Origin of the sequence: Streptosporangium sp. NPDC000563, assembly GCF_040299985.1 — a bacterium.
Taxonomy (GTDB): domain Bacteria; phylum Actinomycetota; class Actinomycetes; order Streptosporangiales; family Streptosporangiaceae; genus Streptosporangium.
In genome coordinates this window covers 117,166-142,547 of the sequence record NZ_JBEPDA010000013.1, presented here as the reverse complement: position 1 = coordinate 142,547, position 25,382 = coordinate 117,166, and the positions used below count along the sequence as shown (strand labels likewise).

At 71.5% G+C, this 25,382-nt stretch carries 19 protein-coding genes; 11 read left to right on the top strand and 8 right to left on the bottom strand.

Going from position 1 to position 25,382, the window contains the following annotated elements:
- Positions 1-83 precede the first annotated feature (83 nt).
- From ABT352_RS26310 to ABT352_RS26300, 3 genes are all read right to left on the bottom strand, one after another.
- Positions 84-2,165: a putative bifunctional diguanylate cyclase/phosphodiesterase gene (locus tag ABT352_RS26310; RefSeq protein WP_350947601.1), complete on the bottom strand. Its 2,082-nt coding sequence runs from the start codon at positions 2,163-2,165 to the stop codon at positions 84-86.
- A 126-nt stretch (positions 2,166-2,291) separates the two neighbouring features.
- Positions 2,292-4,472: an NAD-dependent DNA ligase LigA gene (gene ligA / locus ABT352_RS26305; RefSeq protein WP_350947600.1), complete on the bottom strand. Its 2,181-nt coding sequence runs from the start codon at positions 4,470-4,472 to the stop codon at positions 2,292-2,294.
- Positions 4,473-4,610: 138 nt separating this feature from the next.
- Complete coding sequence (locus ABT352_RS26300; RefSeq protein ID WP_350947599.1) at positions 4,611-5,615, bottom strand: methionine synthase; 1,005 nt, start codon at positions 5,613-5,615, stop codon at positions 4,611-4,613.
- A 261-nt stretch (positions 5,616-5,876) separates the two neighbouring features.
- Here ABT352_RS26300 and ABT352_RS26295 point away from each other — a divergent pair, with 261 nt between their 5' ends.
- The 3 genes from ABT352_RS26295 (at position 5,877) to ABT352_RS26285 (ending at position 9,902) form a co-directional block, all read left to right on the top strand.
- Positions 5,877-7,214: a S8 family serine peptidase gene (locus tag ABT352_RS26295; protein WP_350947598.1), complete on the top strand. Its 1,338-nt coding sequence runs from the start codon at positions 5,877-5,879 to the stop codon at positions 7,212-7,214.
- 100 nt (positions 7,215-7,314) lie between these two features.
- Entirely contained in the window at positions 7,315-9,534 is a 2,220-nt protein-coding gene (locus ABT352_RS26290; protein WP_350947597.1) for a serine/threonine protein kinase, read from the top strand.
- A gap of 29 nt (positions 9,535-9,563) precedes the next feature.
- Positions 9,564-9,902 (top strand): YbaB/EbfC family nucleoid-associated protein, encoded by a 339-nt coding sequence (locus ABT352_RS26285; protein ID WP_350947596.1) that lies wholly within the window; start codon positions 9,564-9,566, stop codon positions 9,900-9,902.
- A gap of 282 nt (positions 9,903-10,184) precedes the next feature.
- On the opposite strand, the gene ABT352_RS26280 is transcribed toward ABT352_RS26285, so the two are convergent.
- From ABT352_RS26280 to eccCa, 3 genes are all read right to left on the bottom strand, one after another.
- A complete protein-coding gene (locus tag ABT352_RS26280) occupies positions 10,185-11,141 on the bottom strand; it encodes a WXG100-like domain-containing protein (protein WP_350947595.1) in 957 nt (318 codons plus the stop codon).
- Entirely contained in the window at positions 11,138-11,521 is a 384-nt protein-coding gene (locus ABT352_RS26275) for a hypothetical protein (RefSeq protein WP_350947594.1), read from the bottom strand. The genes ABT352_RS26280 and ABT352_RS26275 overlap by 4 nt, the downstream gene beginning before the upstream one ends.
- A gap of 98 nt (positions 11,522-11,619) precedes the next feature.
- Positions 11,620-15,585 (bottom strand): type VII secretion protein EccCa, encoded by a 3,966-nt coding sequence (eccCa, locus tag ABT352_RS26270; RefSeq protein WP_350947593.1) that lies wholly within the window; start codon positions 15,583-15,585, stop codon positions 11,620-11,622.
- Between the two features lie 287 nt (positions 15,586-15,872).
- Between eccCa and eccD the strand changes: the two genes are divergently transcribed.
- The 7 genes from eccD to ABT352_RS26235 all read left to right on the top strand — a co-directional run bounded on the left by eccD (position 15,873) and on the right by ABT352_RS26235 (position 22,268).
- On the top strand, positions 15,873-17,267 hold the full coding sequence (gene eccD / locus ABT352_RS26265) for a type VII secretion integral membrane protein EccD (protein ID WP_350947592.1): 1,395 nt from the start codon (positions 15,873-15,875) through the stop codon (positions 17,265-17,267).
- Between the two features lie 146 nt (positions 17,268-17,413).
- Entirely contained in the window at positions 17,414-18,853 is a 1,440-nt protein-coding gene (gene eccB / locus ABT352_RS26260) for a type VII secretion protein EccB (RefSeq protein ID WP_350947591.1), read from the top strand.
- Positions 18,854-18,961: 108 nt separating this feature from the next.
- On the top strand, positions 18,962-19,276 hold the full coding sequence (locus ABT352_RS26255) for a WXG100 family type VII secretion target (protein WP_350947590.1): 315 nt from the start codon (positions 18,962-18,964) through the stop codon (positions 19,274-19,276).
- Positions 19,277-19,298: 22 nt separating this feature from the next.
- Complete coding sequence (locus ABT352_RS26250; RefSeq protein ID WP_350947589.1) at positions 19,299-19,604, top strand: WXG100 family type VII secretion target; 306 nt, start codon at positions 19,299-19,301, stop codon at positions 19,602-19,604.
- 105 nt (positions 19,605-19,709) lie between these two features.
- Entirely contained in the window at positions 19,710-20,081 is a 372-nt protein-coding gene (locus tag ABT352_RS26245; RefSeq protein ID WP_350947588.1) for a hypothetical protein, read from the top strand.
- Positions 20,082-20,085: 4 nt separating this feature from the next.
- Positions 20,086-21,525, top strand: coding sequence for a WXG100 family type VII secretion target (locus tag ABT352_RS26240; RefSeq protein ID WP_350947587.1), 1,440 nt, complete (start codon positions 20,086-20,088; stop codon positions 21,523-21,525).
- 101 nt (positions 21,526-21,626) lie between these two features.
- Positions 21,627-22,268, top strand: a complete 642-nt coding sequence (locus ABT352_RS26235; protein WP_350947586.1) for an MBL fold metallo-hydrolase — start codon at positions 21,627-21,629, stop codon at positions 22,266-22,268.
- 2 nt (positions 22,269-22,270) lie between these two features.
- Here the strand turns inward: ABT352_RS26235 and mnmA are convergent, their stop codons facing one another.
- Both mnmA and ABT352_RS26225 read right to left on the bottom strand, forming a co-directional pair.
- A complete protein-coding gene (gene mnmA / locus ABT352_RS26230) occupies positions 22,271-23,341 on the bottom strand; it encodes a tRNA 2-thiouridine(34) synthase MnmA (RefSeq protein WP_350947585.1) in 1,071 nt (356 codons plus the stop codon).
- 168 nt (positions 23,342-23,509) lie between these two features.
- On the bottom strand, positions 23,510-24,673 hold the full coding sequence (locus ABT352_RS26225; protein WP_350947584.1) for a cysteine desulfurase family protein: 1,164 nt from the start codon (positions 24,671-24,673) through the stop codon (positions 23,510-23,512).
- Between the two features lie 110 nt (positions 24,674-24,783).
- Between ABT352_RS26225 and ABT352_RS26220 the strand changes: the two genes are divergently transcribed.
- The gene (locus ABT352_RS26220) at positions 24,784-25,290 is read left to right on the top strand and encodes a TetR/AcrR family transcriptional regulator (protein ID WP_350947583.1); all 507 of its coding nucleotides are present in this window, start codon (positions 24,784-24,786) and stop codon (positions 25,288-25,290) included.
- The last annotated feature ends 92 nt before the right edge of the window (positions 25,291-25,382 follow it).

Below are 25,382 nucleotides of genomic sequence, written 5' to 3'. Positions count from 1 at the left end.
CGGGGGCACGCGGGGCGGTGCGGCCGGGACATCCGGGTGCGTGGACGTCCCCCGACGGCATGGCGGCCCGCCCCAGGGACGACCTAGGCCCTCTGGGGATCGAGGATCTCGGTGCCGCGCAGGAAGCCCAGGTCATGGGTGGCGATGGCTCGATGTTCGCGCAACCATACGGTCGCGTCGGCAGCGGACATGGGTTCGGCGAACAACCAGCCCTGGCCGAGGTCGCAGCCCATGTCGGCCAGGCGCTTGGCCACCTCCTCCGACTCGACGCCCTCGGCGACCGAGCGCAGCCCGAGAGAGCGGACCAGGTCGATGATGGAGCGGACGATCCGCTCGTCGTCCTTGGACTCGCCGATGCGGCGGACGAACGAGGAGTCGATCTTGACCTCGGAGACGGGAAGGCGCTGCAGGCGCACCAGCGAGGAGTAGCCGGTGCCGAAGTCGTCCAGCGCGAGCGGCACCCCCAGCGCGGTGAGGGCTCGGACGGCCCCGTCGGTGTACGCCTGGTCGGTCATCAGGATGCGTTCGGTGACCTCCAGCTGGATCGCCTTGGGCGGCAGCCGGTATCGCGCCAGCCCCTCCCCCAGCTGGTCGGAGAGAGCGCAGTCGAGCAGGTCACGGGCCGAGACGTTGACGGAGATCTGCTCGTGCAGACCGGTGTGCCACCAGTGGGCGGCCTGCTCCAGCGCGGCGTCGATGACGTATCCGGTGAGGTGGCGCATCAGATAGGACTGCTCGGCCATCGGCACGAACTCCCCCGGAGGGATCATCCCCCGCTCGGGGTGGCGCCACCGCAGCAGTGCCTCCACGCCCCTGACCTGCCCTCCCGCCAGGTCGAGCTTGGGCTGGTAGTGCAGCCGGAGCTCGGAGCGGTCGATCGCCCTGCGCAGGTCGCCGAGAAGATTGAGGCGTTCCGGGCTGTTGCGGTCCTTGTCGGCGGCGTAGATCTCGACCCCGCTCCTGCTCTCCTTCGCGAGATACATCGCCACGTCGGAACGTTGCAGGAGCATCTCGAAGTCGGGGGCGTGGTCGGGGTAGATGGCGATGCCGAACGAGGCGTCCAGGTCGAAGCTCATGCCCTCCAGCCGGACCGGCTCGGTGATCGCCACCCGCAGGCGGGCCGCCACCTCCCTGGCCGCCGCGGCGTCCCGCACCGAGGGCAGCAGGACGGCGAACTCGTCGCCGCCGAGCCTGGCGACCACGTCGCCGGGCCGGACGCTGTGGGTGAGGCGGTGCGCGACCAGTTGCAGGAGCCGGTCGCCGACCGGGTGCCCGAGGGTGTCGTTGATCTCCTTGAACCTGTCGAGGTCGAGCAGGAACAGGCCGACCCGCTCGCCGTCGCGCGCCTCGGCGAGCGCCTCCTCCGTGCTGAGCACGAGCATCTTGCGGTTGGGCAGCCCGGTCAGCACGTCGTGCGTCGCCTGGTGGTCGCGGCGGACCGACATGGTGGCGGTGAAGTAGACCGCCACCATCGGCGCCAGGAAGAGCGGCACCAGGGCCGGTGAGTGGTTCATCACCACCACGACGAGCGGAGCGAGGCCGAGCAGCCCCGTGTAGACGAGGCTCTGGTGGCCGACGGTGGTCCTGATCACCCGGTAGATCGACCTGCGCTCGTGCAGCGCCACCGCGCCGGAGACCAGCAGGGCCCGGACCACGAAGTAGGCGAGCCCGGCCAGCCCGATCGCGAGCAGGTCGGAGCCCGTCGGCACCCAGGCGGTCACCGTGACAGGCCGGTCGCCGAACAGCCCGAGCACCAGCCCGGCCGCACCGCAGGCCATCGTCACCTGCGCGATGTTGAACATGATCCGATGGATCGCCTTGCGGGTGACGGCCCCGTTGACGATCATGGCGACCGCCTGCAGCAGCACGGCGACCGGCAGGCCGTAGTGGAGCAGCGCGGCGAAGGTGAACATGGTCGACGGGTAGGTGCCCCCCACCGTCATCGACGACGACAGGACCACCGGCCGCAACTCGCCCAACACGATGAGGGCCGCGAGCATCCAGAACAGCGGGCTGCGGACGAGCTCCGCGGCCTCGGCCACGTTCATGCTCAGCAGGGATACGACGAGCGCGGTGAACCCGATCGTGATGACGACGGCGAGATAGGCCCACAGGGGCGTCCCCGGTCGCGGTCCGGTGTCGCGAGTGTCGGTTGGGTCGGCCATGAGTAACAAAACCCCCATTAGTTCACTATGGGAGAGTACGGCCTACAGGCCACTTCGCGGAACCGATTGCGCACGTTCTGTCACTATCAATTCGCACGTTTTTGAGACACAAGTCTGGGGTGACCCCTACTCCTCGGGTGTCACCGTGACCTCCGACGCCGCCTCGGGCCCCTCGCTCAACAGAACCCGCAGGCCGGCCTCGTCGAGGATCGGCACGCCGAGCTTGACCGCCTTGTCGAACTTGGAACCGGCGTTCTCCCCCACCACCACGAAGGAGGTCTTCTTCGACACCGACGCCGAGACCTTGCCGCCGCGGGCGGCCAGGGCCTCGCCCGCCTCGTCACGGGTGAAGTCGGCGAGCGTGCCGGTCACCACGAAGGTGAGACCGGCCAGGGTCTGCGGGAGCTGCTCGGCCGGAGGGTCGTCGACCATCCGGACTCCGGCCGCGGCCCACCTGTCGACGATCTCCCGGTGCCAGTCGACCGTGAACCAGTCGTGGATCGCCGCGGCCACGCGCGGGCCGACGCCCTCGACGGCGGCGAGCTCCTCCTCCGACGCCTCCGCGATCGCGGGGATCGAGCGGAACTCGTCGGCGATCGCCTGGGCCGTCGGAGGACCGACATGCCGGATGGAGAGCGCGACGAGCACCCGCCAGACCGGCTGGGTCTTCGCCTTCTCCAGCTGCTCCAGCATCTTCTCCGCGTTCTTGCTCGGCTCGCCGCTCTGGTTGGCGAAGAAGGTGACGACCTTCGGCTCGCCGCTCTCCGGATCGGTTTTGGGCAGGCCGGTGTCGGGGTCGCGGACCACCGACCTGATCGGCAGCAGCCGATCCATCGTCAGGTCGAACAGGTCGGCCTCGGTGCGGACCGGCGGCTCCTGCGGCGGCAGCGGCTGGGTCAGCGCGGTGGCCGCCACGTAGCCGAGCCCTTCGACGTCGAACGCCCTGCGTCCGGCCGCGAAGAAGATGCGCTCGCGGAGCTGGGCGGGGCAGGCCCTGGTGTTGGGGCAGCGCAGGTCGGCGTCGCCCTCCTTCTCGTACGCCAGCATGGTGCCGCACTCCGGGCAGTGCTCCGGCATCACGAACTCGCGCTCGGTGCCGTCACGCAGGTCGACCACCGGGCCGACGATCTCGGGAATGACGTCGCCCGCCTTGCGCAGCACCACGGTGTCACCGATCAGCACGCCCTTGCGCGCCACCTCGGAGGCGTTGTGCAGCGTGGCCCGCTCGACCGTGGAACCCGCCACGACGATCGGCTCCATGACGCCGTACGGGGTGACCCTGCCGGTGCGGCCCACCGCGACCTGGATGTCGAGGAGCTTCGTGTTGACCTCCTCCGGCGGGTATTTGTAGGCGATCGCCCAGCGCGGGGCCCTGCTGGTCGAGCCCAGGTTGTGCTGCAGCTCGATGCGGTTGACCTTGACCACGACGCCGTCGATCTCGTAGGCCGGGTCGTGGCGGTGCTCGCGGTAGAACTCGATGAAGCCGTTGATGCCGTCGAGATCGTCGACGACCCGGTAGAGGTCGCTGACCGGCAGGCCGAACCCGCCGAGCCGTTCGTAGATCTCCGACTGGGTGCGGGGCGCGGCGGCCCCCTCCCACTTGCCGATCCCGTGAACGATCATGTAGAGCGGCCGCTGGGCGGTGATGCGCGGGTCCTTCTGCCGCAGGGAGCCCGCCGCGGAGTTACGCGGGTTGGCGAACGGCGCCTTGCCCGCCTCGACCAGCTGCTCGTTGAGCTTCTCGAACTCCTCGACGGGGATGTAGACCTCGCCCCTCACCTCCACCACGTCGGGCACGTCGTCGCCGGTCAGGCGGTGGGGGATGTTGGCGATCGTGCGGACGTTGGCCGTCACGTCGTCGCCGACGCGGCCGTCACCCCTGGTCGCCCCCCTGGTGAGGCGCCCCTTCTCGTAGAGCAGCGCGATCGCCAGGCCGTCGATCTTCAGCTCGCACAGGTAGGGCGCGGGGTCGCGCTCGGCCAGCCGCTCGGCCCTCGCCCGCCAGGAGGCGAGGTCGTCGGCGTTGAAGGCGTTGTCGAGGCTCTCCATGCGCTGCAGGTGACTGACCGGGGTGAAGTCGCTGGAGATCGGCGCGCCGATCTTCTGGGTGGGCGAGTCGGGCGTGCGCAGGCTCGGGCTCCGCTCCTCCAGCTCGCGCAGCTCACGCATCCACCCGTCGTACTGCGCGTCGCTCACGGTCGGCGAGTCGAGCACGTGGTAACGCCAGTTGGCCTCCTCGACCAGCTCCGTCAGCTCCGCGTGCCGCTCCAGCGCCGACACCGGCACACCCTCGACCTCAGCGCCCATCGCCCGCTTCTCCCCTCGTCGTGACCCGAGACAGTCGTGGCCCATGACAAACGTATCTTCGAGCACCGACAACGCGACCCCGTCATTGCCCCGAGTTGGACAAGCCCGAGCCGCCCCCGTCCGGGCGCCCGCGCGAGATCACTCGCCGGGGTCGTCCCGCAGCACGGCGGCGGCCTTGCGGCAGGCGGCCAGGGCCGCTCTGGCGTAGGCGGGCGAGGCCCCGGCCAGCCCGCAGGCGGGGGTGAGCACGACCTGCGAGGCGAGGGTCGAGGAGGGGAAGCCGAGGCGGCGCCAGAGCCCGACGGCGGGTTCGGCGACCGCGCCGACGTCCGGGATCGCGGAGTCCACGCCCGGTACGACGCCGATGAACAGGGCGGTCCCGGCCTCGACGGTCTCGCCGATCGCGTCCTCGTCGCGTCTCCTCATCAGGTGGGCGTCCAGCGAGACGCCTCCCACGCCCGCCGTGCGCAGGACCCCGAAGGGCACGCCGGGGGCGCAGCAGTGCACGACCGTGAACGTCTCCGCGGGGAACACCGCGCCGAGCCGGTCGGCGACGATCTGACGGTCGACGGCGGCGAGCCGCCCGAAGCCCGAGGCCGTCGGCACCGTACCCCGCAGGACGCCGGGCAGCCCGGGCTCGTCGATCTGCACCACGATCCGCGAGGCGCCGGGAACCCTGCGGCGCACGTCGGCGACGTGCGCGGTGAGCCCTTCCGCCAGGGATTCCACCAGGTCGCGCACCGCTCCCGGGTCGGCGAGCGTCTTGTCGCCGTGCCTGAGCTCGATCGCCCCCGCCAGCGTCCACGGCCCGCACACCTGGATCTTGAAGGGCCCCTCGTATCCCTGGGCCACCTCCTCCAGGCCGTCGAGGTCGCGTACGAGATGGTCGCGGGCGCGCTTGAAGTCGCGTCCCGGCCGGTCGGCGAAGCGCCAGCCGGACGGCTGCACCTCGACGGGCAGGTCCAGCAGGAGTGACGCGGTGCGCCCGATCATGTCGGCGCCGACACCGCGGGCCGGTAGTTCCGGCAGGTACGGCAGCGCGGGTGACTCCCCGAAGGCGACCCTGACCGCCTCGGCGTGATCCTCACCCGGATGCGACCCGATGCCGGTCGCGGTGGCCTCGCCCCATGGGTACTGGCTCAAGACTGCTCCTGGTTTCGCGTGGGGACGTGGGCGGGAACCCGCCGGCGCCTGCTCGGCTCCCCCGCCCAGGCCAGCCTATGGCCGCCGGATCGCGTCTCCGGCCGTGGCGATCCCGCCGCACCGTGACGGCGTGCGATCAAGCTGAGTAGGGTGCTGCCCGGTATTCACCCTTTTCTGGGGCCTTATCGCTCCGGAAGCGTCTCGGTGCGGGGCCGTTTCGCTCGGGGGACCGTTCGTGCTGGTTCGTTCTGGGGGCGTTTCGTGATCGGTCGGATGCTCGTCACGATGCTGGTGCTGGCGGCGGTCGCCGCGCCACCGGCCGTGGCGAAGAGTACAGAGGCGAAGGGTACGGAGGCGGAGACCGCGGCACGGGCCGCCGCGACGGCGGGGACGGCCTCGGCGGGAAGCGCGGGTACGGCGACCGCGGGGGGCGCTTCGACGGCGAGGGGCGGGGCGGGCAGCGCGGTTACGGCGACCGCGGGCGCTTCGACGGCGAAGGGCGGAGCGGGAACCCCGGGAACGTCCGCGCCCGCCAAATGCAACCCCCGGCGCGGTACGACCAGCATCGGGGAGTCCTGGGCCCAGCGCCGGCTCAGCCTCCCCGAGGTGTGGGAGCTGACCAAGGGGGCCGGGGTGACCGTCGCGGTCGTCGACAGCGGGGTGGACACCAGGCATCCCCAGCTGAGGAGGGCCCGGTCGATCGACCTGACCGCGACCGGTGCCCGCGACTGTCTCGGCCACGGCACCGCGGTGGCGGGCATCATCGCGGCGGCCGAGATCAAGGGGGTGCCCTTCACCGGGGTCGCGCCGCAGGCGAAGCTGATCTCCATCAAGCAGACCTCGGACGGTACCGGCGACGTGGGCCGGCTGGCCGCGGCCATCGTGCGGGCCGCCGAGCTGGGCGCCGACGTGATCAACGTGTCGGTCCAGGCGGGCGACCAGGCCGACCTGCGCGACGCGGTCGCCTACGCCCTCGCCATGGACGCGGTCGTGGTGGCCGCGGCCGGCAACGTGCAGAAGGAGGACGGCACCCCCGCGCCCGCCTACCCGGCCGCCTACGAGGGGGTCCTCTCGGTCGGGGCCGCCGGCCCCGACGGCGCGAGGGCCGACTCCTCCAACGCCGTCACCCCCGTCTCCGTCCTGGCTCCGGGCCGGAACGTGACGAGCACCTGGGCCGGGCGGACCTACCGCGAGGACCTGGAGGGGACCAGCTTCGCCGCCCCGTACGTGGCCGGTGTCGTCGCGCTGGTCCGGGCCCGCCATCCCGGGCTGGACAACGTGCGGGTACGGCGGCGCGTCGAGTTGACCGCCGACGGCGGCGCGGGGGCGGGTACCGGCGCGGGGATGGTCAACCCGCTGCTGGCGGTCTCGGCGATCCTGCCGTCCGAGCAGGTGGCGCTCGCGCCGCGCCTCGCCGCGCCGCTGCCGGGAAACGTGGTGCGGCCCGCACCTCCCGAGGATTCCCGGGCCGTCTCGATCTCGATCTGGGTCGCGCTGGGAGCGCTCGTCGTGGGCGTTCTGGTGACCGTGGCGGGCATCGCGATACCGATGGGACGCCGCAGGGGTTGGCGACCGGGCACCATTGACCGCCAAACGTAACGAACAGGACTAAAAATACGATCTGGTGCGGCAAATTTGGTTGGATGGTGCCCGATTAGTTTAAAGCGGCTTTATTGACAGCTGTGCTGGAAGGAATGCAATGGGGTATTTGCACCCATTACTACCCGAAGATCCCAAGCGCATCGGTGTGTACATCCTGGTCGGCCGGCTCGACCAGGATCCAGGACACGCCGCCTACCTGGGACATCTTCCCGACGACGACATCATCCGCGTCATCCGCCTCCTCCCCGCCGAATCCGGGGCTCCCGACCCCAGGACACGGGAACGGATCACCAACGAACTGCACGCCGCCAAGCGCGCGTCCGGAGCCCACGCCGCGAGACTGCTGGAGGTCGGCTGGTTCGACGACCGCCCGTACGTGGTCCGCGAGCACATCGAGGGACCCACGCTGCGGCAGGCGGTGGCCGAGGGCGGGCCGCTCACCGGGGACGCGCTGGAGCGGTTCGCCACCGGCACGCTCACCGCGCTGACCGCCCTCCACCTGTCCGGCCTCGCCCACGGGTCCCTCACCCCCGACACCGTGCTCCTCGGCCCGGACGGTCCCCGCGTCTTCGACATCGGGCTCGAACCCGTCACGGGCGAGCGGGAGCCGGACTACCGGGCCCCCGAGCACATTCGCGAGGAGGCCACCTCCGCGCCGGAGGCGAGCAAGCCCGCCGACCTCTTCGCCTGGGCGGCCACGGTCGTCTACGCCGCGACCGGACGGCCGCCCTTCGGCGGACTTGCCGAGAAGGTCCTGGAAGGCCACGCGGACCTGACCGGCCTGCCCGCGGAGCTGAGGCCACTCCTCGCCTCCTGTCTGGACGGGCGAGCCCTGGAGCGCCCGGACGCCAAGGCCGCCATGCTGCGCCTGCTGGGCGAGCCGGAGGTCACGGACGCACCGGCTCCTCTCCCCGGCACCGCCACCGGTCCCGCGATCCCCTCTCCTCCCGGCCCTGTCTCCGGCGTCCTGGGGCTCCCGGGCGTCCCCGGCACCGTCTCGGACGCCGGAACGGAGATCGGGGCACCGGACACCGGCGTGGGGGCTCGGCCGGGCACGGGGACCACGGGGGAAGACGACTCATCACGGGGCGAGCAGGTTCCCGGTGCCGCCGCACCGCGACAGGCGGAGCCCGCGACGTCGGTCTGGGGAGCTCCGCAGCTTCCCCAGGTCACGTCGGCCGCTCCCGGAGCCCCGGACCCGGCACCCGCGAAGGCGGTCAAGGACCGTCCGAGGACGGGCAACTTCTCGATGGCGCTCGCCGCCTGCGTCGGTGTGATCGTCCTGCTCTCCGGGCTCGGGATCTGGGCCGCCGGACGATACACCGCCCTGAGCGAGCAGCGGGCCTCCGCCGACGGCGCGCTTCCCGAGGTCTCGCTCGGGCTGGTGGACCGGTCACGGAACGAGCCGCAGGGGCAGGACCCCGTGCAGAACACCGGGGAGAACCCCTCGGGCAAGGTGACCGTGCCCTGGGGTACGACGCCCGACCCCGAGGTCGCCGAGGTGGGGCCGCTGCAACTGCCGAGCGACACACCCACCGAGCTGCCTCAGGTCCCGGACATCGGCATGTACACCAACCCTCCGCCCGTGCCGACGGCACCGCTCACCGAGGCTCCGAACGTGCCCGGGGTGCCGAGTCCCACGGCCGGGGTGCCCTCGGCGGCGGAGACGTCCGCCCCCGCGGCCCAGCCGACCCCGACGCCGACACCGACCCCGTCGTTGACCGTCGAGCCGGAGGGACCCCCGACCGGAACGCCGACCCCCGAGCCGAGCCCCACCCCCACCCCGGCCCCGCCCGGCACCCCCGAACCGACGCCGACCCCCAGCATCGCGCCGACCCGTCCGGCCGCGAGACCGACGTCGTCCCCGGCCCCGCCGTCCTGGAAGCCCTCGCACACCGCACGGCCCTCATGGACGTTCAGGCCCTCGCAGACGGCCAGGCCCTCGTGGACGTTCTCGCCCCCGAGTCCTTCGTCGTCCGCGCCGGCGCGGCGCGCCAACCCCTACACGCCGGAGAAGGTCTGCGGGCCGGGCTTCGTCGTGCAGCGGCAGTCCCCGTTCACGGGCGGGACTGTCTACCAGCTCTTCAACGCCGCCACGAAGAACACCTGCGTGGCCACCCTGAAGAACGAGAACGTGGGGGTCGCGTCCCCGCTCTGGGCCACCCTTGAGGTGCAGGGCAGCCGGGCCAAGACCGAACGAGGCAGCCACGAGTACTACCTGGGACCGATCATCGTCTCCGCCCAGGGCAAGTGCGTGCGCTTCGGCGGCGGCGGATCCGCCGGCTCCGCCTCCGTCGACTGGGGAAACTGCCGGTAATGCGCGGCCGGCGGGAGAGCATGCCGGGTATGTCCGGCGAACCGTACTCACCGACCGGGGACCCGGAGGCGGACCGGCTCCTCACGGTGATCGGGGAGCAGACGACCCGGATGGAGGAGGTCGGCCGGAACCTGGCCGAGGCCAGGGGCCACGGCCGGGCGGCCGACGGCCACGTGTCGGTGGAGGTGCTGGCCAGCGGCGCGCTGGCCGCCCTCCGCATCGACCCGCGTGCTCTCCGTCTGGGCTCCGAGGCCCTCGCGGAGGCGATCCTGGAGGCCTCGGGCGAGGCCGTCAGGGACGCGGCCGAACAGAGCGGCGCGCTGCTGAACTCCCTCCTGGAGGACCCCTTCGGGAACCAACCCCTCTGACCAGGTGACCGGCCGGCCCCGGTTCACCCTGGTCGTGGATCCGGCCCCGGGCTTTCGCCCGGGGCCGGATCCACGACGGGAGCACGGCAGGTCCGGCCGGACCGTGACGGGGCCACGGCAGAGCCAGGCCGAACCTCAACGGGACCACCGCAGGTCTGACCGAACCTCAACGGGACCACCGCAGGTCTGACCGAACCTCAGCCGAAACGCGCCGGGATCACGGCGAAACGCGGCAAGGCCACGGCAAGGCCACGGCGAGGCCCGACAAGAGCACGGCCCCGCTCAGACCGGTGGCTTGGCCGCGCGGGAGCCGTGCACGATCACCTTGGAGACCCACTGCTCCCAGGTGGGGAGGGCGGGGTCCCCCTGGACCGTGTTGTCCGCCACGGTGTACGTGCCCGAGCCCACCAGCCGGGACATCAGGTTGCCCGCCGCGTCGTTGGGGAACGCCCTGCCCCATGGGCCGATCTTGGTCAGGTCGAAGGCCGCGTTGAAGGCCATGTTGCTGACGAAACCCCGGCCGAACTGCTTGGTGTTCTCTCCCTCTCCGGTGACGTCGTTGCCGGTGAGGTCCTTCTTCACCCCGGCGAGATCGAAGATGCTCCACTGCAGCACCTGCTGGCCGCCCGCGTAGCCCACGCTGTCACCCAGGTAGTAGAACGAGTTGTAGATGATCTTCTCGACGCTGATCTTGAAGATCTTCATCTGCAGGATCGCGCGGCCCTTGAAGAACCTGTCCATGATCTGCTTCTGCACGGCCGCCCCGATGCCCGCCGTGGCCCAGCCCCAGGCCACCGTGTAGACCATGTTCATCCACGCCTGGACGGCGAGCACGATCAGCACGTACCGGGTGATCTCCACGGCCTGCGCGTAGTCGCGGCAGGCCTTCGCGATCGCCCGGCAGAACGTGGCGACCTCACCGGGATAGGGCCGGAAGGTGCCCGTCCACAGCGTGTTGAACTCCCGGACGGCCGCGCCGCCGTTGTTCTTCCAGACCTGCTCGGCGACACCGTTCGCGTCGGTGCCGGAGCCTTCGATGGTGTTGGCCAGGTTGTCCCAGATATCCGCTGCCGTGCGCAGCTTGTCGGGATCGCCTTCCGGCCAGCCCACGCCGAGCATGGACGTGACGAACGCGGCGGCCCCGAGGGAACCCGCCCCCATCGCGGTCTTGACCGGGTTGGCCTTGGCGAACGCCCCCACCGCCCCCAGGGGACCCGTGGGCAGGCCCAGGCCGCTCATTCGAGCTCGGCCTTGCTGCCCGGAGCACCGATCTCGGGGCCGACGACCGCTTTGACCATCTCCCCGACCGTCGCCCAGTTCGCCCCGGTGACGTTCTCACCGACCAGGCCCAGGTTGTCGCCGATCTTGCGGTAGCCGTTCCCGATGCCCTCGACATGGCTCTTGGCCTCGTCGCGGGCGGCGAGGTAGCCGGTGCCGCCCGCGGCGCCCGCGAACTTCCGGCCGACCTCGTCGTCGCCCCAGAAGGCGCCCAGGGCGTCGAGGTCGGCCATCGCCTTGGCGAAGGCGGTGGCGAGCTCGTCGCTCTCGGTGTGAAAGTCTTCCTTACGTCTTTTCAGATCGGCCGGACTGATATCCGTCGGCTCCGAAGGAAATGACAAGAGAGCCCCCTGAACGTTACGCACGTTTTCCGGGTGAAACTATTCATCAATTGTTACGCGAGATGTTACGGGTAGCGTTCTCCTTTGTTTCTTCCCGTTCACTTGTCGGTATCGGGCTGGGAGACGAACGCGGTCTGGATGAGGCGCACGCCGTTCCTCCGGTCGGACAGATAGGCGCGTCCCGGCGGCAGCGCGTGGGGCCGCACCCCGAACAGCACCCCCTCGTCCTTGTGGCCCGACATCATCACGGCCGGGGTCGCCATGTCCTTGAGCCGTTGGAGCACCGGGTCGAACATGGCGCGTCCCGCGCCGCCCATCGCGCGGGCCAGCACCAGGTGCAGGCCGATGTCGCGGGCCTGGGGCAGCAGGTCTAGCAGCCCGCCGAGCGGGTTCGCGCCCGAGGCCACCACGTCGTAGTCGTCGACCACGATGTAGATGTCCGCCCCCTTCCACCAGCCGCGCGAGCGCAGTTCCTCCGGCGAGAGGTTCGCCGGGGGGAGCCGCTTGACCAGCGAATCCCTGAGCTCGCCGATGAACTCGGTGGCGGCCGTCGAGGAGGCCGCGTACCCGATGCGGTGCTCGGTGTAGGCGGCGTCCAGCAGCGAGCGGCGGTAGTCGATCACGACGAGGCGGGCCTTCGAGGGCTCGTGGCGGGCCACGACCCCCTCCGCCACCAGGCGCAGCAGGTTGGACTTGCCGCTCTCGTTGTCGCCGATCACGACCAGGTGCGGATCGGCGTCGAAGTCGGCGAGCACCGGCGAGAGGGTGCTCTCGTCGATGCCCAGCGGGATGCGCGCACCGGTCTCCTCGGGGCCCGGCAGGCTCTCGGGCGCCAGGACGGCGGGCAGCAGCCGCACCCTGGGAGCGGACGGGCCCTGCCAGGCGGCGGCGACGGACTCGACCATCGCCCGGGTGGCGGCGGGCAGGTCGTCGCTCCGGTCGCCGCCGTCGACGCGGGGCAGCGCGCTCAGGAAGTGCAGGCCCTCGCGGGTGAGGCCGCGCCCCGGCACGCCCTCGGGAACGGCCATCGCGGTCCTGCGGTTCACCTCCGACTCGTAGGCGTCACCCAGCCTCAGCTCCACCCGGGAACCGAACAGGTCGCGGATGGAGGGCCGGAACTCCGACCACTTGTTGGTCGCGGCGACCACGTGGATGCCGTAGCCGAGACCGCGGGCGGCCAGCTCGGTGATCGTGGGCTCCAGCGACTCGAACTCCTGGCGGACCGTGAGCCAGCCGTCGACCACGAGGAACACGTCCCCGAAACCGCCGGGATCCACGGCCCCGGCGGCGATCTGGCGCCGGTAGGCGGCGATCGAGTCGACGCCCAGCTCGGCGAACTCCCGCTCCCGCCGCGCGAGCAGCGCGGTGACCTCGGCGACGGTACGGCGGACCCGGTCGCTGTCCATCCGGTTGGCCACCCCGCCGACGTGCGGCAGGCCCTCCAGCGAGGCGAGGGCGCCGCCGCCGAAGTCCAGGCAGTAGAACTGCACCTCGGCGGGGGTGTGGGTGAGGGCGAGACCGGCGATCAGCGTACGAAGCACGGTGCTCTTGCCGCTCTGCGGCCCCCCGGCCACGGCCAGATGCCCGGCGGCGCCCGACAGGTCGAGCCAGTACGGGTCGCGCCGCTGCTCGAAGGGGCGGTCGACGACGCCGAGCAGCGCGTGCAGCCCCCCGCGCCCCTGCCAGTGCGCGGTCGTCAGCCCGTGCTGCGGGGTGACGGACAAAGGCGGCAGGAGCTTCTCCAGCGAGGGCGGCTCGGCCAGCGGCGGCAGCCAGATCCGGTGCGCGGGCGGACCCTGCCCGCCCAGCCTGCGGACCACGACGTCGAGCAGCGTGTCGCGCCCCGCGACGACGCTCTCGGGCTCCTCCTCCGGCTCGGCCTGGCGGGGAGGCGCGATGTAGGCGGGACCGTAGGGGACGATCTGCCGCCCCTCGGCGCGCTCGCGCCGCACGACCCGCCGCTCGGGGGTGTAGGGGCCGGAGACGTACGCGGCCTTGAAGCGGACCATCCCCGTGGTGTCGAACTTCAGGAAGGCGTTGCCCGGCGCCGAGGGCAGTTCGTAGGCGTCGGTCACGCCGAGAACCACCCTGCTCTCCATCGCCGAGAAGGTCCGCAGGCCGATCCGGTACGACAGATGGGTGTCCAGGCCGCGCAGCCTGCCCTCCTCCAGCCGCTGCGAGGCCAGCAGCAGGTGAACCCCCAGGGACCTGCCGAGGCGGCCGATCATCACGAAGAGCTCGATGAACTCGGGCTTGGCCGACAGAAGCTCGCTGAACTCGTCCAGCACCACGAAGAGCGTGGGCATCGGGCTCAGGTCGGCCCCCTGCTCCCTGGCCTGCTCGTAGTCGCGCAACGAGGCGTAGTTCCCCGCGGCGCGGAGCAGTTCCTGGCGCCGTACCATCTCGCCGTGCAGAGCGGCGTGCATGCGGTCGACGAGCGGCAGCTCGTCGGCGAGGTTGGTGATGACGGCCGAGACGTGCGGCAAAGAGTCCATGCCCAGGAAGGTCGCGCCGCCCTTGAAGTCGACGAGCACGAAGTTCAGGACCTCCGACGAGTGCGCGACGGCCAGCCCGAGCACCAGCGTGCGCAGCAGCTCGCTCTTTCCCGAGCCGGTGGCGCCGATGACGAGGCCGTGCGGGCCCATGCCGCCCTGCGCGGACTCCTTGATGTCCAGCTCGACCGGACGCCCGTCGGTACCGACACCGATCGGCACCCGCAGCCGGTTGCGCGGCGCCCTGGGACGCCAGAGCAGCGCCGGGTCCAGCCCCGCGGGGTCGCCGAGTCCCAGCAGCTCGGCCAGCGTGGTGTCGGCGGCGAGCGCGTCGCCGCCCCCGGCTCCGGCCGGTGAGCCACGCAACGGGGCGAGCCGCCTGGCGAGCCCGTCCGCCTGCAGGTACGAGAACCGGTCGGGCCTGCCGAGCGGGGTGACGACCTCCTTGCCCGCCTGGTCGGTGGTGACCCGGCTGAACAGGTCCTCGGTGACACGCAGCCTGAGCATCGTCTTCTCGCCCGCCGGCGTGGTGGTGCCGTCGAGGTCGATGAGGGTGACCCCCTCGATCGCGTCCGCGCCCAGCGGGGAGTCCTGCGGGACGTGCCCGCCGTCGATGATCACGATGTGGTACGGGAGCGCGTCGGGGGAGATCCCCGGCTTGAACCGTGCCCGGTTCTTGAAGTCGGCGCCCAGCAGCCGGTCGAGCTCGCCCAGGTCCTCGGTCATGAGGCGGACGGGCCCCGCCGCGTCGGTCTCGTGCGGGTGGAGGGCGTGCGGGAGCCACTTGACCCACTCCCAGTGGGCCATCCACTCCCTGGACGCGCACACCGCGATCCTGAGCTCGTCCGGCGAGTGGAAGACGGCGAGCTGGCCGACGAGCGCCCTGACCATGTCGCGGACGGCCGTCTCGGGGCCGGTGAGCCTCACCCTGGCGAAGGAGTGCAGGGAGATGGCGATGGGCAGGTCGGCCACCGTCGAGTGGGCGCGGACGAAGCGGCGCAGCGCCCCGGCGGACATGGCGTCCAGGTCCTCGACCGGCTTGGACTCCGGCGGTATGAGCTGGATCGCGAGACGCTGGGAGCCGGTGCCCACCCTGACGGCGCCGAAGTCGGCGTCCGAGGGGCGCCGCTCCCACAGGCGGGCGCTCAGCGCGATCACCCAGAGGGCGTCGGGGGCGGGGCCGTTCCAGTCGAGCGCCTCACGCTGCCTGGCGGCCGCGCGCCTCACCTTGGCGCGGGTCTGGGACAGGTAGCGGAAGTAGTCGCGGCGCTGGCCGTTGATCCGTAGCTTGCGCTCCCCGCCCGCCCTGCCCATCTGGCCGACGGTCATACCGACCATGGAGAGCGCGAACATGCCGCTCGCCACGTACATGATCGGGTTTCCGCCGCCGCCGCCGGCGAACATCAGCCCCATCGCGGCGCCGCCCGCCACCATCGGCAGGTACATGAGCACCTGCGTGAACCCCGCCGAGGTGGTCTCCGGGATCTCCGGCGGCGACTCCAGGAGGATCTCGCCGCGCGGTGGTGCCGGAGGTGGGCGCCGCTCAGGACGCCGAACGACCACTATGCCCACTTCGCCCCCGATGTGAGTTAAGCAAATATCGTGCAGTCCGGATCACCGTAGCGAAACCGCCCCCGATGTTCGACGGGGTCTTCGAGAACGTCCCGGGACCGATACCGGATGATCGCGGAGGTGACTCCACCACCCGTGACCGGATGACCGGATGACCGGGGTGACTCCACCGCCCATGGACCGGATGATCGCGGGAGGACTCCACCGCCCGCGGACCGGGTGGTCGGCGGGGTGAACACCGTACGGCTCGCCCCGACGGGTGCCGGATGATCGCGGAGGTGGCTAGCATGCGCCCTGTGAACCAGGTGACCGCAATCTCCCTGTGCCGCATCACCGTCGTCACCCCGCGCCGCCGGGTCGACCTGGCGGTGCCCTCGGACCTCCCCCTCTCCCATCTGCTGCCCGACCTGCTCGCCGCCACCGGCGAGAGCGCCGAGGAGGTCGCGCCGGTCGGAGGATGGGGACTCCAGCGGATCGGCGCGGCCCCCATGCCCCCCGGCGCGGGCCTGAACGAGCTGGGCATCAGGGACGGCGAGGTCCTCTACCTGCTGCCCCGCTCGTCCCAGCTGCCCGAGGCGGTCTTCGACGACGTCGCCGACACCGTGGCGACCGGCGTCAAGGAAAGGACCGGGCGCTGGCGGCCCGCGCACACCAGGGGCGTGGGGCTGGGCACCGCGGCGCTGTCGATGGTCGCCGCGGCCGTGGTGCTCGCGGTGAGCGGGCCTCCCTGGGGCCCGGTCGTCGCCTTCGCCGGAGCGTGCGCGATCCTCGCCGTCGTGGCGGGCGCCGCGCTCTCCAGAGCCCTGGGCGACGGACGTGCCGGCGCGATCATCGGCTACACCGCGCTGCCCCACGCCTTCCTCGCCGGGGCCTGCGCACCCGCTCCCCCCGCCGGCTCCGCCGCCTTCGGAGCGCCCAACCTGCTCGCCGGGTTCGCGGTGACCGCGCTGGTCGCCACCGTGACCGGCTGGGTCGTCGCCGAGGGCCTGCCCAACTTCTTCGGCGTCGGGCTGGCCGCGGTCATCGGGACGATCTGTTCGGCGGTCGTCATGTTCACCGGGGCGCCCGCCGCCGGTGTGGCCGCGGTGGCCGCCGCGGTGACCCTCGCCTGCGCACCGCTCATCCCGACGACGTCCTTCCGGCTGGCGCGGCTCCCGCTGCCCGCGCTGCCCGCCAACGCCGAGGAGTTGCGCGCCGACACCGAGGACATCGACGGCGCGGACATCCGGCGCCGCGCGACGGAGGCCGAACGGTTCGCGACCGGCCTCACCGCGGGCGTCGCCCTGGTGGCACTGGGCACGCTGCCCGCCCTGCTCACCGCGAGCGGATGGACCGCCCCCGCGACGTTGGTCACGCTCTCGCTCGCACTGCTGATGCGCGCCCGTGTCTTCCAGGGGACGGGTCAGCGTCTCTGGCTGCTCGGCTCGGGGCTGACCGGCCTGCTCGCACTCATCCTGGGCGTGGCGTTCACCACGCCCGGCTCGGCTCCGGCGGTCACGGTCGGCCTGGTGTGCGCGACGGCGCTGGCGGGCGGGATGGCGCTCTTCCTCCCCCAGCGGCGGCCCTCCCCGTTCTGGGGCCGCGCCGGGGACATCCTGGAGTTCTGCCTGATCCTCGCCCTGATCCCGCTCGCGCTCGGGGTGATGGACGTGTACGCGGCCATCAGGGGCCTGTCGGGCTGACCGGCGACAGCGCATCCCGACCGCGAGCTCGTCGACAGCGGTGAACGCCGGATACCGGCGCCGTTCACCGTTCGCGCTCTTTGCACTGATCGTCGATCACGCTTCTATGCTGTCGGCGACCGCGCACCCGGCGAGGCGGAGGTGGGATGCAGACCCGTCGTGATCTCTATCAGGCGCACAAGCTGATGACCCAGCGCCTGGGCATGGCCCTGCTCCAGGGCGAGCCCGACGTGCCGGAGTCGCCGATGCGCAGGCAGAACGTCGCGACGTTCTGCGGCATCCTGGTCGCGGTGCTGGTGGCGGTGGCGTTCGGCGTCTACGGGCTGCTGCGTCCCGGCGGCGCCACCGCGCTCACCGAGCCGGGGACGGTGATCGTCGAGGAGGAGTCGGGCGCGACCTTCGTCTACAGCGCGACGCGGGGGCAGATGATCCCGGTCGCCAACGTGACCTCGGCCAGGCTGCTGCTCGGCGGCGGGCAGGGGGTGAAGGTCCGCACGGTCACCACGGCGTCACTCGCGAGCTTCCCCCGCGGGCTCCTGGTCGGCATCCCCGGCGCCCCCGAGTCGCTGCCGCCCCGCGAGCGGCTCGTCCGCGCCCCCTGGTCGGCCTGCGTGGTCGAGGGCGTGGACACCGCGGGGACACGTACCCCGCACACCTCGCTCGTCGGCGGCTTCTCGGTCGGCGGCACCCCGCTCGGCCAGGACACCGCGATGGTCGTGCAGGAGGGTTCGCAGACCTGGCTGCTCTGGTCGGACCGGCGGATGCGGGTGCCGCAGAAGAGCCTGCGGGCACTGACCGAGGAGCAGCCCCGGCAGGTCCCCGCGGCCTGGCTCAACGCGCTGCCCATCGGCCCCGACTTCAGCGCCCCGGCGCTCGCGGCCCGCGGCAGGGTGATGCGCGGCCCCGAAGGGGGGCGCTCCGCCGCGGGCCGGATCTACACCGTGCGGGCCACGTCGGGGGACACGTCGGGGGACACCGCCAAGTGGTACGTCCTGCTCCCCGACGGCCTGGCCGCGCTCACCCCGGCCCAGGCCGAACTCCTGCTCCAGGACCCGGCGAGCAAGAGGGCGTACGGCAGGGCGCCGGTGCGCGCCGTGGAGATCGACGCCGCGACCGCGAACGGGATGCGGCGCTCGGCCACCCGCTTCGATCCCGCGGGGCTTCCCGCCACCATGCCCCGGGTCGTCGCCCCCGATCCCGCCTCTCCGGTGTGCGCGGTCTACGCCGAGACCGAGCGCGGATCGACGCGGGCGCGGCTCACCGTCGGCAGCACCATGCGCATTCCCGCACCGCCGGCGGGCCGCTTCGACCAGGACTCGGTGGACCAGGTCGTGCTCCCGCCGGGCACCGCGTCGCTGGTGGGCGTGCTGCCGGGGAACGACAGGCTGGACGCGGTCACCTCGGTCTTCCTCGTCAGCGACCAGGGGCGGCGGCACGCGATCACCGCGACGGAGTCGCTGGCGAGCCTCGGCTACACGGCGGCGGACGTCGCGCCGCTGCCCGCGCACATCGTGCATCTGATCCCGCAGGGGCCCGCGCTCAGCCGGACGGCGGCGGCAGTCCCGGTGCCCGTGGGACAACCGTGATCCCCGTTACCAACGGTACACCTGTTCGTTATAGGTGAGAGATGCGATGGTTGTCCACTTTGTAATGATCGAAAGACCCATGTCAGTCGAACACCATGGAGGTGTCACGTGGTTCAGAGGACCACCGCGTACCATTCGCGGCTTGGTGAGGCGTCACAGAAGACCGACGACGCCAAGGGCACGATCAACCAGATCAAGACCCAGCTCGACGGCCACCGGGGCGAGCTGCGCTCCGGCTGGGACGGCCAGTCCGCGGTCTCCTTCGACGGCGTGTTCAACGCCTGGAGCACCGAGATGACCAACATCCTGCGCGAGCTCGAGGGCCTGTCGATCAAGCTCAAGAACATCCAGAAGAACTACGAGACGGCCCAGGAGAACCAGACCGCCGTCTCGCAGCGGCTCGGGGCCGACATCAACAGCTGACAGCTCAGAAACGGGGATCACCATGGCTAGCGACTTTGACCGCACTCTTGTCGACTTCGGCCAGATGGACCGCTCTGCCGCGGACTTCGCGCGGCAGTGGCAGATGTTGGAAGGGACCCTCCAGAACCTGGAAGGGGACCTCGACCGGTTGCTCGGCGACTGGGAGGGCGACGCCCGCACGGCCTACTACGGCGCCCGTGCGCAGTGGGACGCCGCGTCCGGCCGGATGGCCGCGCTGCTCCAGCGTCTCGGTGGCGTCATCGAGATCGGCAGGGAGAACTTCGCGAACACCGAGAAGGTCAACGTCACGATGTTCGACGGACGCTGACCCCGCGAACGGGGCGGGTCACGGCGCTGCCGCGGCCCATGTCACCGGGGAGAACCAACCGGGTCGCGGCGTCGCCGCGGCCCCTTCAGTAACGGGGAGAGAGGCATGTTACCTCCCGAAGACAGAGTCGCGCCCCCCTGGCCAGGCCTCGACAAGGACCGTCCGGCCGTCGAGATCAAGCGCGACCGGATCAAGCAGCTCCTCAAGGCCCTTGAGGAGGACGTCGCCCGCCTTGAGGGCTCGAACGAGGGCGCCCTGCAGGACATGCGGGCCATGACCAACCTGCCCGAGACCCACTTCGGCGCATGGGACACCGCCAAGGACGTCGCCAGGACCGCGGGCAAGGCCCACATGAAGGTCGGCACGGTATACCAGGACACCATCGTCAAATACCGGGCCGCGATCGAGCTGCTGCGCGTCGCCGCCTACAACTACCAGGACGCCGAGCAGGCCAGCACCACGAACAAGGCGGGCTGAGGCGATGGGCAACGACCACGCGCTTCACCACATCAAGTTCGACGGTGAGGGACCTCCTGGGATCGGCAGCCGTGGCCACTACAGCGGCTACAGCGCCGAAGAGATCAAGGTGATGCTGCAGAACACCAACCCGCGGGCCATCGAGGACGCGGGCCACGCCTACAGTTCCGCCGCGTCCACACTGCGCGCCAGCCACACCCTCATCCGGCAGATCGCCGGAGAACTCGCCCAGGTCTGGAGCGGTGACGCCTCGATCGAGGCGCAGAACGCGCTCCAACTGGTCCACAAGACGGTCAACGAGCTGTCCACCCGCTGCGGCCAGCTCGGGCCACCACTGACCCACTACGGCAGGGAGGTCCTTCCCAAGTACATCGAGTACGCCAACAGCAGGCCCTCGATGGGGTTCCTCGACGGCGTCGACTTCCTTCCGGGAGACGACATCGCCGTCGGGAAGGTCGGTGACACGTATCTCTTCACCAACAAGTCGACGAACGACTTCGCCCGCGAGGACCTGATGGCCCTCAACCAGGAGCTGGTCAACCTCTACGACCGCATTCCCGCGACCGTGGAGAAGGACCTGCCCCAGTTGAGCGGCGCGGCCGACCCCGCGCTCACCAACCAGAACTACCCCGGCGGCCTGGGAGGCTATCCGGGAGGCGGGGGTTACCCCGGGGGCGGCGGCATACCCGGCGGCTACGGCGGGGGTGGCGTCGGAGGGCTGCCCGGTTTCTCGGGCGGTTATCCGGGAGGCTCGGGGAGCGGCTATCCGAGCGGGAGCGACTATCCCGGCGTCTCCCACCCCTCCGTCCCGGCCTATCCCGGCGGTCCCGGCGCGGGCAATCCGGGTACGGGACTTCCCGGTCCCGGTGCTCCCGGCACGGGCCTTCCCGGCACGGAGCTTCCCGGTCCGGGTGTTCCCGGCACGGGCCTGCCGGGCAACGGCAACCTTCCGCCCGGACACACCGACCCGACGGTTTTGAACCCGAACGACCCGCGCGCGGGCCTGGATCCGAACGATCCGCGCAACACCAAGCTGGCCGGTTTCGAGCCCACCGTGCCCGGCCCCGGAACCGGGCTCGGTCCCGGCACGGGAGCCGGTCCCGGCACCGGGCTCGGCCCCGGAACCGGTCTGCCCCCCTACACCGGGGGCGGTGGAGGGGGCGCGGGTCCCACCGTGTTCGGCCAGAACGGTCCCGCGGGGCCGAGTTCCTGGGTCGGCAACGGCGGCACCACCGGGACCGGTGGTGGTCTCGGCGGCGTCGGCGGGGTCGGCGGCCCGAGGCTCGACGGCCGTGGCGGCATGGGCATGGGCGGCATGCCGTTCATGCCCATGAGCGGCGCGGCGGGCCAGGGAGACCAGGACCGCGAACGCTCCACCTGGCTCACCGAGGACGAGGACGTGTGGGGTGGTGACCGCGGTACCGCGCCGCCCGTGATCAACTGATCGGACCGCGCGGGGGGCACCGCCTTCCCGGCAGCCCCCCGCGCGCGTTCCGCCCTCCCTCCCCGAGGGGCCGTGATCTCGGCTCCTCATAGAGTGAGGGGATGAGACTCACGAAATTCGGGCACGCGTGTGTCCGCCTGGAGAAGGACGACTCCGCCCTCGTGATCGACCCGGGCTCCTTCAGCGAGGAGTCCGCGCTCGACGGGGCACAGGCAGTGCTCATCACCCACGAGCACTTCGACCACGTGGACGCCGACCGGCTGCGCCGGGCCGCCGAGGCGAACCCGTCCCTGGAGATCTGGACGAACGAGGGCGTGGCCGCCACGCTCACCGACGTGCCCGCGAAGATCCAGGTGGTACGGCACGGCGACGCCTTCGACACGGCCGGTTTCGGGGTGAAGGTCGTCGGTGAGTGGCACGCCCCCAACCACCCGGACCTGCCGATCGTGCGCAACGTCGGCTTCCTGGTGGACGAGGAGGTCTTCTACGCGGGTGACGCGTTCACCCTTCCCGGTGTCGAGGTGCCGACGCTCCTGGTGCCGACCAACGCGCCGTGGATGAAGGCGTCGGAGATGGTCGAGTATCTCCGCCGGATCCGTCCGGCCCGCGCCTTCTCCACCCACGACGGCCTGATCAACGACATCGGGCTCCGGCTGGTCGACATGTGGCTGGAGATGGAGTCGGACAAACAGAAGGCCGACATGCGCCGCCTCAAGCCCGGCGAGTCGGTCACCCTGCCCTAGCCTCAGGAGGCCGAGGCGATGGTGGCCGAGCCGATCACGGTGTCGCCGAGATAGAGCACGGCCGCCTGCCCCGCCGCGACCCCGGTGGCCGGGTCGTCCAGCGTGATGTGGACCTCCCCGCCGGAGAGCTGGGCACGGCAGCCGTACACCTCGCCGTGGGCGCGGAGCTGGACCGTGCAGGCCAGTGGCTCGCGCGGCTCGTCCACCGGGCCGTTCCAGACCGGCCGCTCCGCGACGATGGTCGTGACCTGGAGGGACGAGCGCGGTCCGACGGTGACGGTGTTGGAGACCGGCTCGATGGAGAGCACGTAGCGCGGGCGGCCGTCGGGGGCCGGGCGGTCGATGCGCAGGCCCTTGCGCTGGCCGATCGTGAAGCCGTAGGCACCCTCGTGGCCACCCACGACCTCGCCGGACTCGTCGACGATCGGGCCGTGCTCCGCGCCGAGGCGGTCGGCGAGGAAGCCTCGGGTGTCGCCGTCGGCGATGAAACAGATGTCGTGACTGTCGGGCTTGTCGGCCACCATGAGGCCACGCCGCGCGGCCTCCTCACGGACCTGGGCCTTGGTGGAGTCACCCAGTGGGAAGATCGCGTGAGAGAGCTGCTCCCTGGTGAGCACGCCCAGGACGTACGACTGGTCCTTGCCCTGGTCGGGGCTGCGGCTCAGGACACCGTCCGTGATCCGCGCGTGGTGCCCGGTGGCCACCGCGTCGAAGCCCAGCGCGAGAGCCCGGTCGAGCACCGCCTCAAACTTGATCTTCTCGTTGCAGCGCAGGCACGGGTTGGGCGTGCGTCCGGCGGCGTACTCGCTGACGAAGTCCTCGACCACGTCCCGGTGGAACCGCTCGGCCATGTCCCAGATGTAGAAGGGGATGCCGATCACGTCGGCGGCCCTGCGGGCGTCTCGCGAGTCCTCGACCGTACAGCACCCGCGGGCGCCGGTCCGATAGGACTGGGGGTTGGCGGAGAGGGCGAGGTGGACACCGGTGACGTCATGGCCCGCCTCGGCGATGCGGGCGGCCGCCACTGCGGAGTCGACGCCACCGGACATGGCGGCAAGCACACGAAGACTCATAACCCCTTGAGCCTACCCGCGTCGGGCGCCCACCCCCGTCGGATCAGGAGGCCCCTGGGCCGTGAACCGGCTCGCGCCCGGCCGAGAGACCGGGAGCCCCGGAAACACGGACCGCCCCGCCCGAGATTCGGCACGTGCCCGGTACGACGGACACCTGTACGACGAGGATCAGCTCATCCCCGCACGGCGGGCGCGCTCGACGACGAGGCCGATGACCTCGACGAGCCGGTCCACGTCCTCCTCGGTCGAGGTGTGCCCCAGGGAGAAGCGCAGCGAGCCGCGGGCCCGCACCCCGTCGGCGCCCATCGCGAGCAGCACGTGGGAGGGCTGGGCCACCCCGGCCGAGCAGGCCGAACCGGTCGAGCACTCCACTCCCTTGGCGTCCAGCAGCATGAGCAGGGCGTCGCCCTCGCAGCCGGGGAAGGAGAAGTGGGCGTTGCCGGGGAGGCGGCTCACCGGGTCGCCGTTGAGGATCACGCCGGGCACCGCCTGGCGGACCCGGTGGATGAGGTCGTCGCGGAGCCCGGTCAGCCGGGCGGAGGTCTCGGCCTGCCTGGTCACCGCGGCCCGCACCGCCGTGGCGAAACCGGCGACGGAGGGGGCGTCGAGCGTGCCGGAGCGGATGTCGCGCTCCTGGCCGCCGCCGTGCAGCACCGGCATCGGGTCGACGCCCCTGGCGAGCAGCAGGGCGCCGACGCCCATCGGGCCGCCGACCTTGTGCCCGGAGATCGTCAGCGCGTCGACCCCCGAGTCGGCGAAGTCCAGGGGAAGCTGGCCGACGGCCTGGACCGCGTCGGTGTGGAAGGGGATGCCGTGCTCCCGGGCGATCGCGGCGAGCTCGTGGACCGGCTGGATGGTGCCGACCTCGTTGTTGGCCCACATCACGCTGACCAGGGCGACGCTCGCCGGGTCACGCTCGATGGCGTCGCGGAGGGTCTGCGGGTGCACCCGGCCGACCTCGTCGACGTCGAGCAGCTCGACGGTCGCGCCCTGGTGGTCGCTCAGCCAGTGCGCGGGGTCCAGGGCGGCGTGGTGCTCCACCGCGCTGATCAGGATCCTGTCGGCGCCCCCGGCGCGACGGGCCCAGTACAGGCCCTTCACCGCGAGGTTGTCGGCCTCGGTGCCGCCCGCCGTGAAGACGACCTCGCTGGGCCTGGCGCCGAGCGCGGCGGCGATGGTCTCCCTCGACTCCTCGACGACCTGGCGGGTGCGGCGACCGGCGGCGTGCAGGGACGACGCGTTGCCGACCCGGCCGAACTGGGCTGTCATCGCCTCGATCGCCTCGGGAAGCATCGGCGTGGTCGCCGCATGATCGAGATAGGCGGGCTTCACGGCCGCATTCCCTCCCCCACTCGCTGTCAACCTTCCAAGGGTATCCGCGCCCGCCCGGGACCTGATCCCCGAGTTGACTACTAAACCGTCCAGACGGTACAGTAACCGCCATGAGACGGGAAGAGCTGTTGGACGCGGCAGAGGATCTGCTCTGCGACCAGGGCTCTCAGGCGCTCACCCTGGCGACCGTCGCCGAGCGCGCCGGATGCAGCAAGGGCGGTCTGCTCTATCACTTCGGCACGAAGGAAGCCCTGATCAAGGGCATGGTCGAGCGGCTGATCGAGGAGTTCGACGAGCTCATCGCGGCTCAGGGACACGACACCTACACCAAGAACTATCTGGCGGCCACGTTCGCCGCCGTGCAGAGCGGCAGGCTGCGACGCTGGGCCGTGGTGACGGGAGCCTCCGGCAACCTCTATCTTCTGGCGCCGCTGCGGGTGGCGATGGCCCGCTGGCACCGCGAGGGGCTCGACCGCGAGCCCGACCCGGGGGCCGCGCAGATCGTGCGCCTGGCCTGCGAGGGACTGTGGGACGTGGCGAGCCACGACCCCGATCTCTACGACGCCGAGCACTTCGAGGGGCTGAAACAGCGCCTTCTCGCCCTGCTGCCCGCCTGAGCACCCCGCCCGCCCGGACACCTTGCCCACCTGATCATCCTGGCGCCCTGACGCGCCGATCGGTGGGCGTCTGTTCCGATCATTCACCGAGC

Coding starts and splice junctions, on each gene's coding strand:
- ABT352_RS26310 (WP_350947601.1), bottom strand. CDS start 2,165: ATGGCCGACCCAACCGACACTCGCGACACCGGACCGCGACCGGGGACG.
- ligA (WP_350947600.1), bottom strand. CDS start 4,472: ATGGGCGCTGAGGTCGAGGGTGTGCCGGTGTCGGCGCTGGAGCGGCAC.
- ABT352_RS26290 (WP_350947597.1), top strand. CDS start 7,315: ATGGGGTATTTGCACCCATTACTACCCGAAGATCCCAAGCGCATCGGT.
- ABT352_RS26285 (WP_350947596.1), top strand. CDS start 9,564: ATGTCCGGCGAACCGTACTCACCGACCGGGGACCCGGAGGCGGACCGG.
- ABT352_RS26280 (WP_350947595.1), bottom strand. CDS start 11,141: ATGAGCGGCCTGGGCCTGCCCACGGGTCCCCTGGGGGCGGTGGGGGCG.
- eccD (WP_350947592.1), top strand. CDS start 15,873: ATGCGCCCTGTGAACCAGGTGACCGCAATCTCCCTGTGCCGCATCACC.
- eccB (WP_350947591.1), top strand. CDS start 17,414: ATGCAGACCCGTCGTGATCTCTATCAGGCGCACAAGCTGATGACCCAG.
- ABT352_RS26250 (WP_350947589.1), top strand. CDS start 19,299: ATGGCTAGCGACTTTGACCGCACTCTTGTCGACTTCGGCCAGATGGAC.
- ABT352_RS26245 (WP_350947588.1), top strand. CDS start 19,710: ATGTTACCTCCCGAAGACAGAGTCGCGCCCCCCTGGCCAGGCCTCGAC.
- ABT352_RS26240 (WP_350947587.1), top strand. CDS start 20,086: ATGGGCAACGACCACGCGCTTCACCACATCAAGTTCGACGGTGAGGGA.
- ABT352_RS26235 (WP_350947586.1), top strand. CDS start 21,627: ATGAGACTCACGAAATTCGGGCACGCGTGTGTCCGCCTGGAGAAGGAC.
- mnmA (WP_350947585.1), bottom strand. CDS start 23,341: ATGAGTCTTCGTGTGCTTGCCGCCATGTCCGGTGGCGTCGACTCCGCA.
- ABT352_RS26220 (WP_350947583.1), top strand. CDS start 24,784: ATGAGACGGGAAGAGCTGTTGGACGCGGCAGAGGATCTGCTCTGCGAC.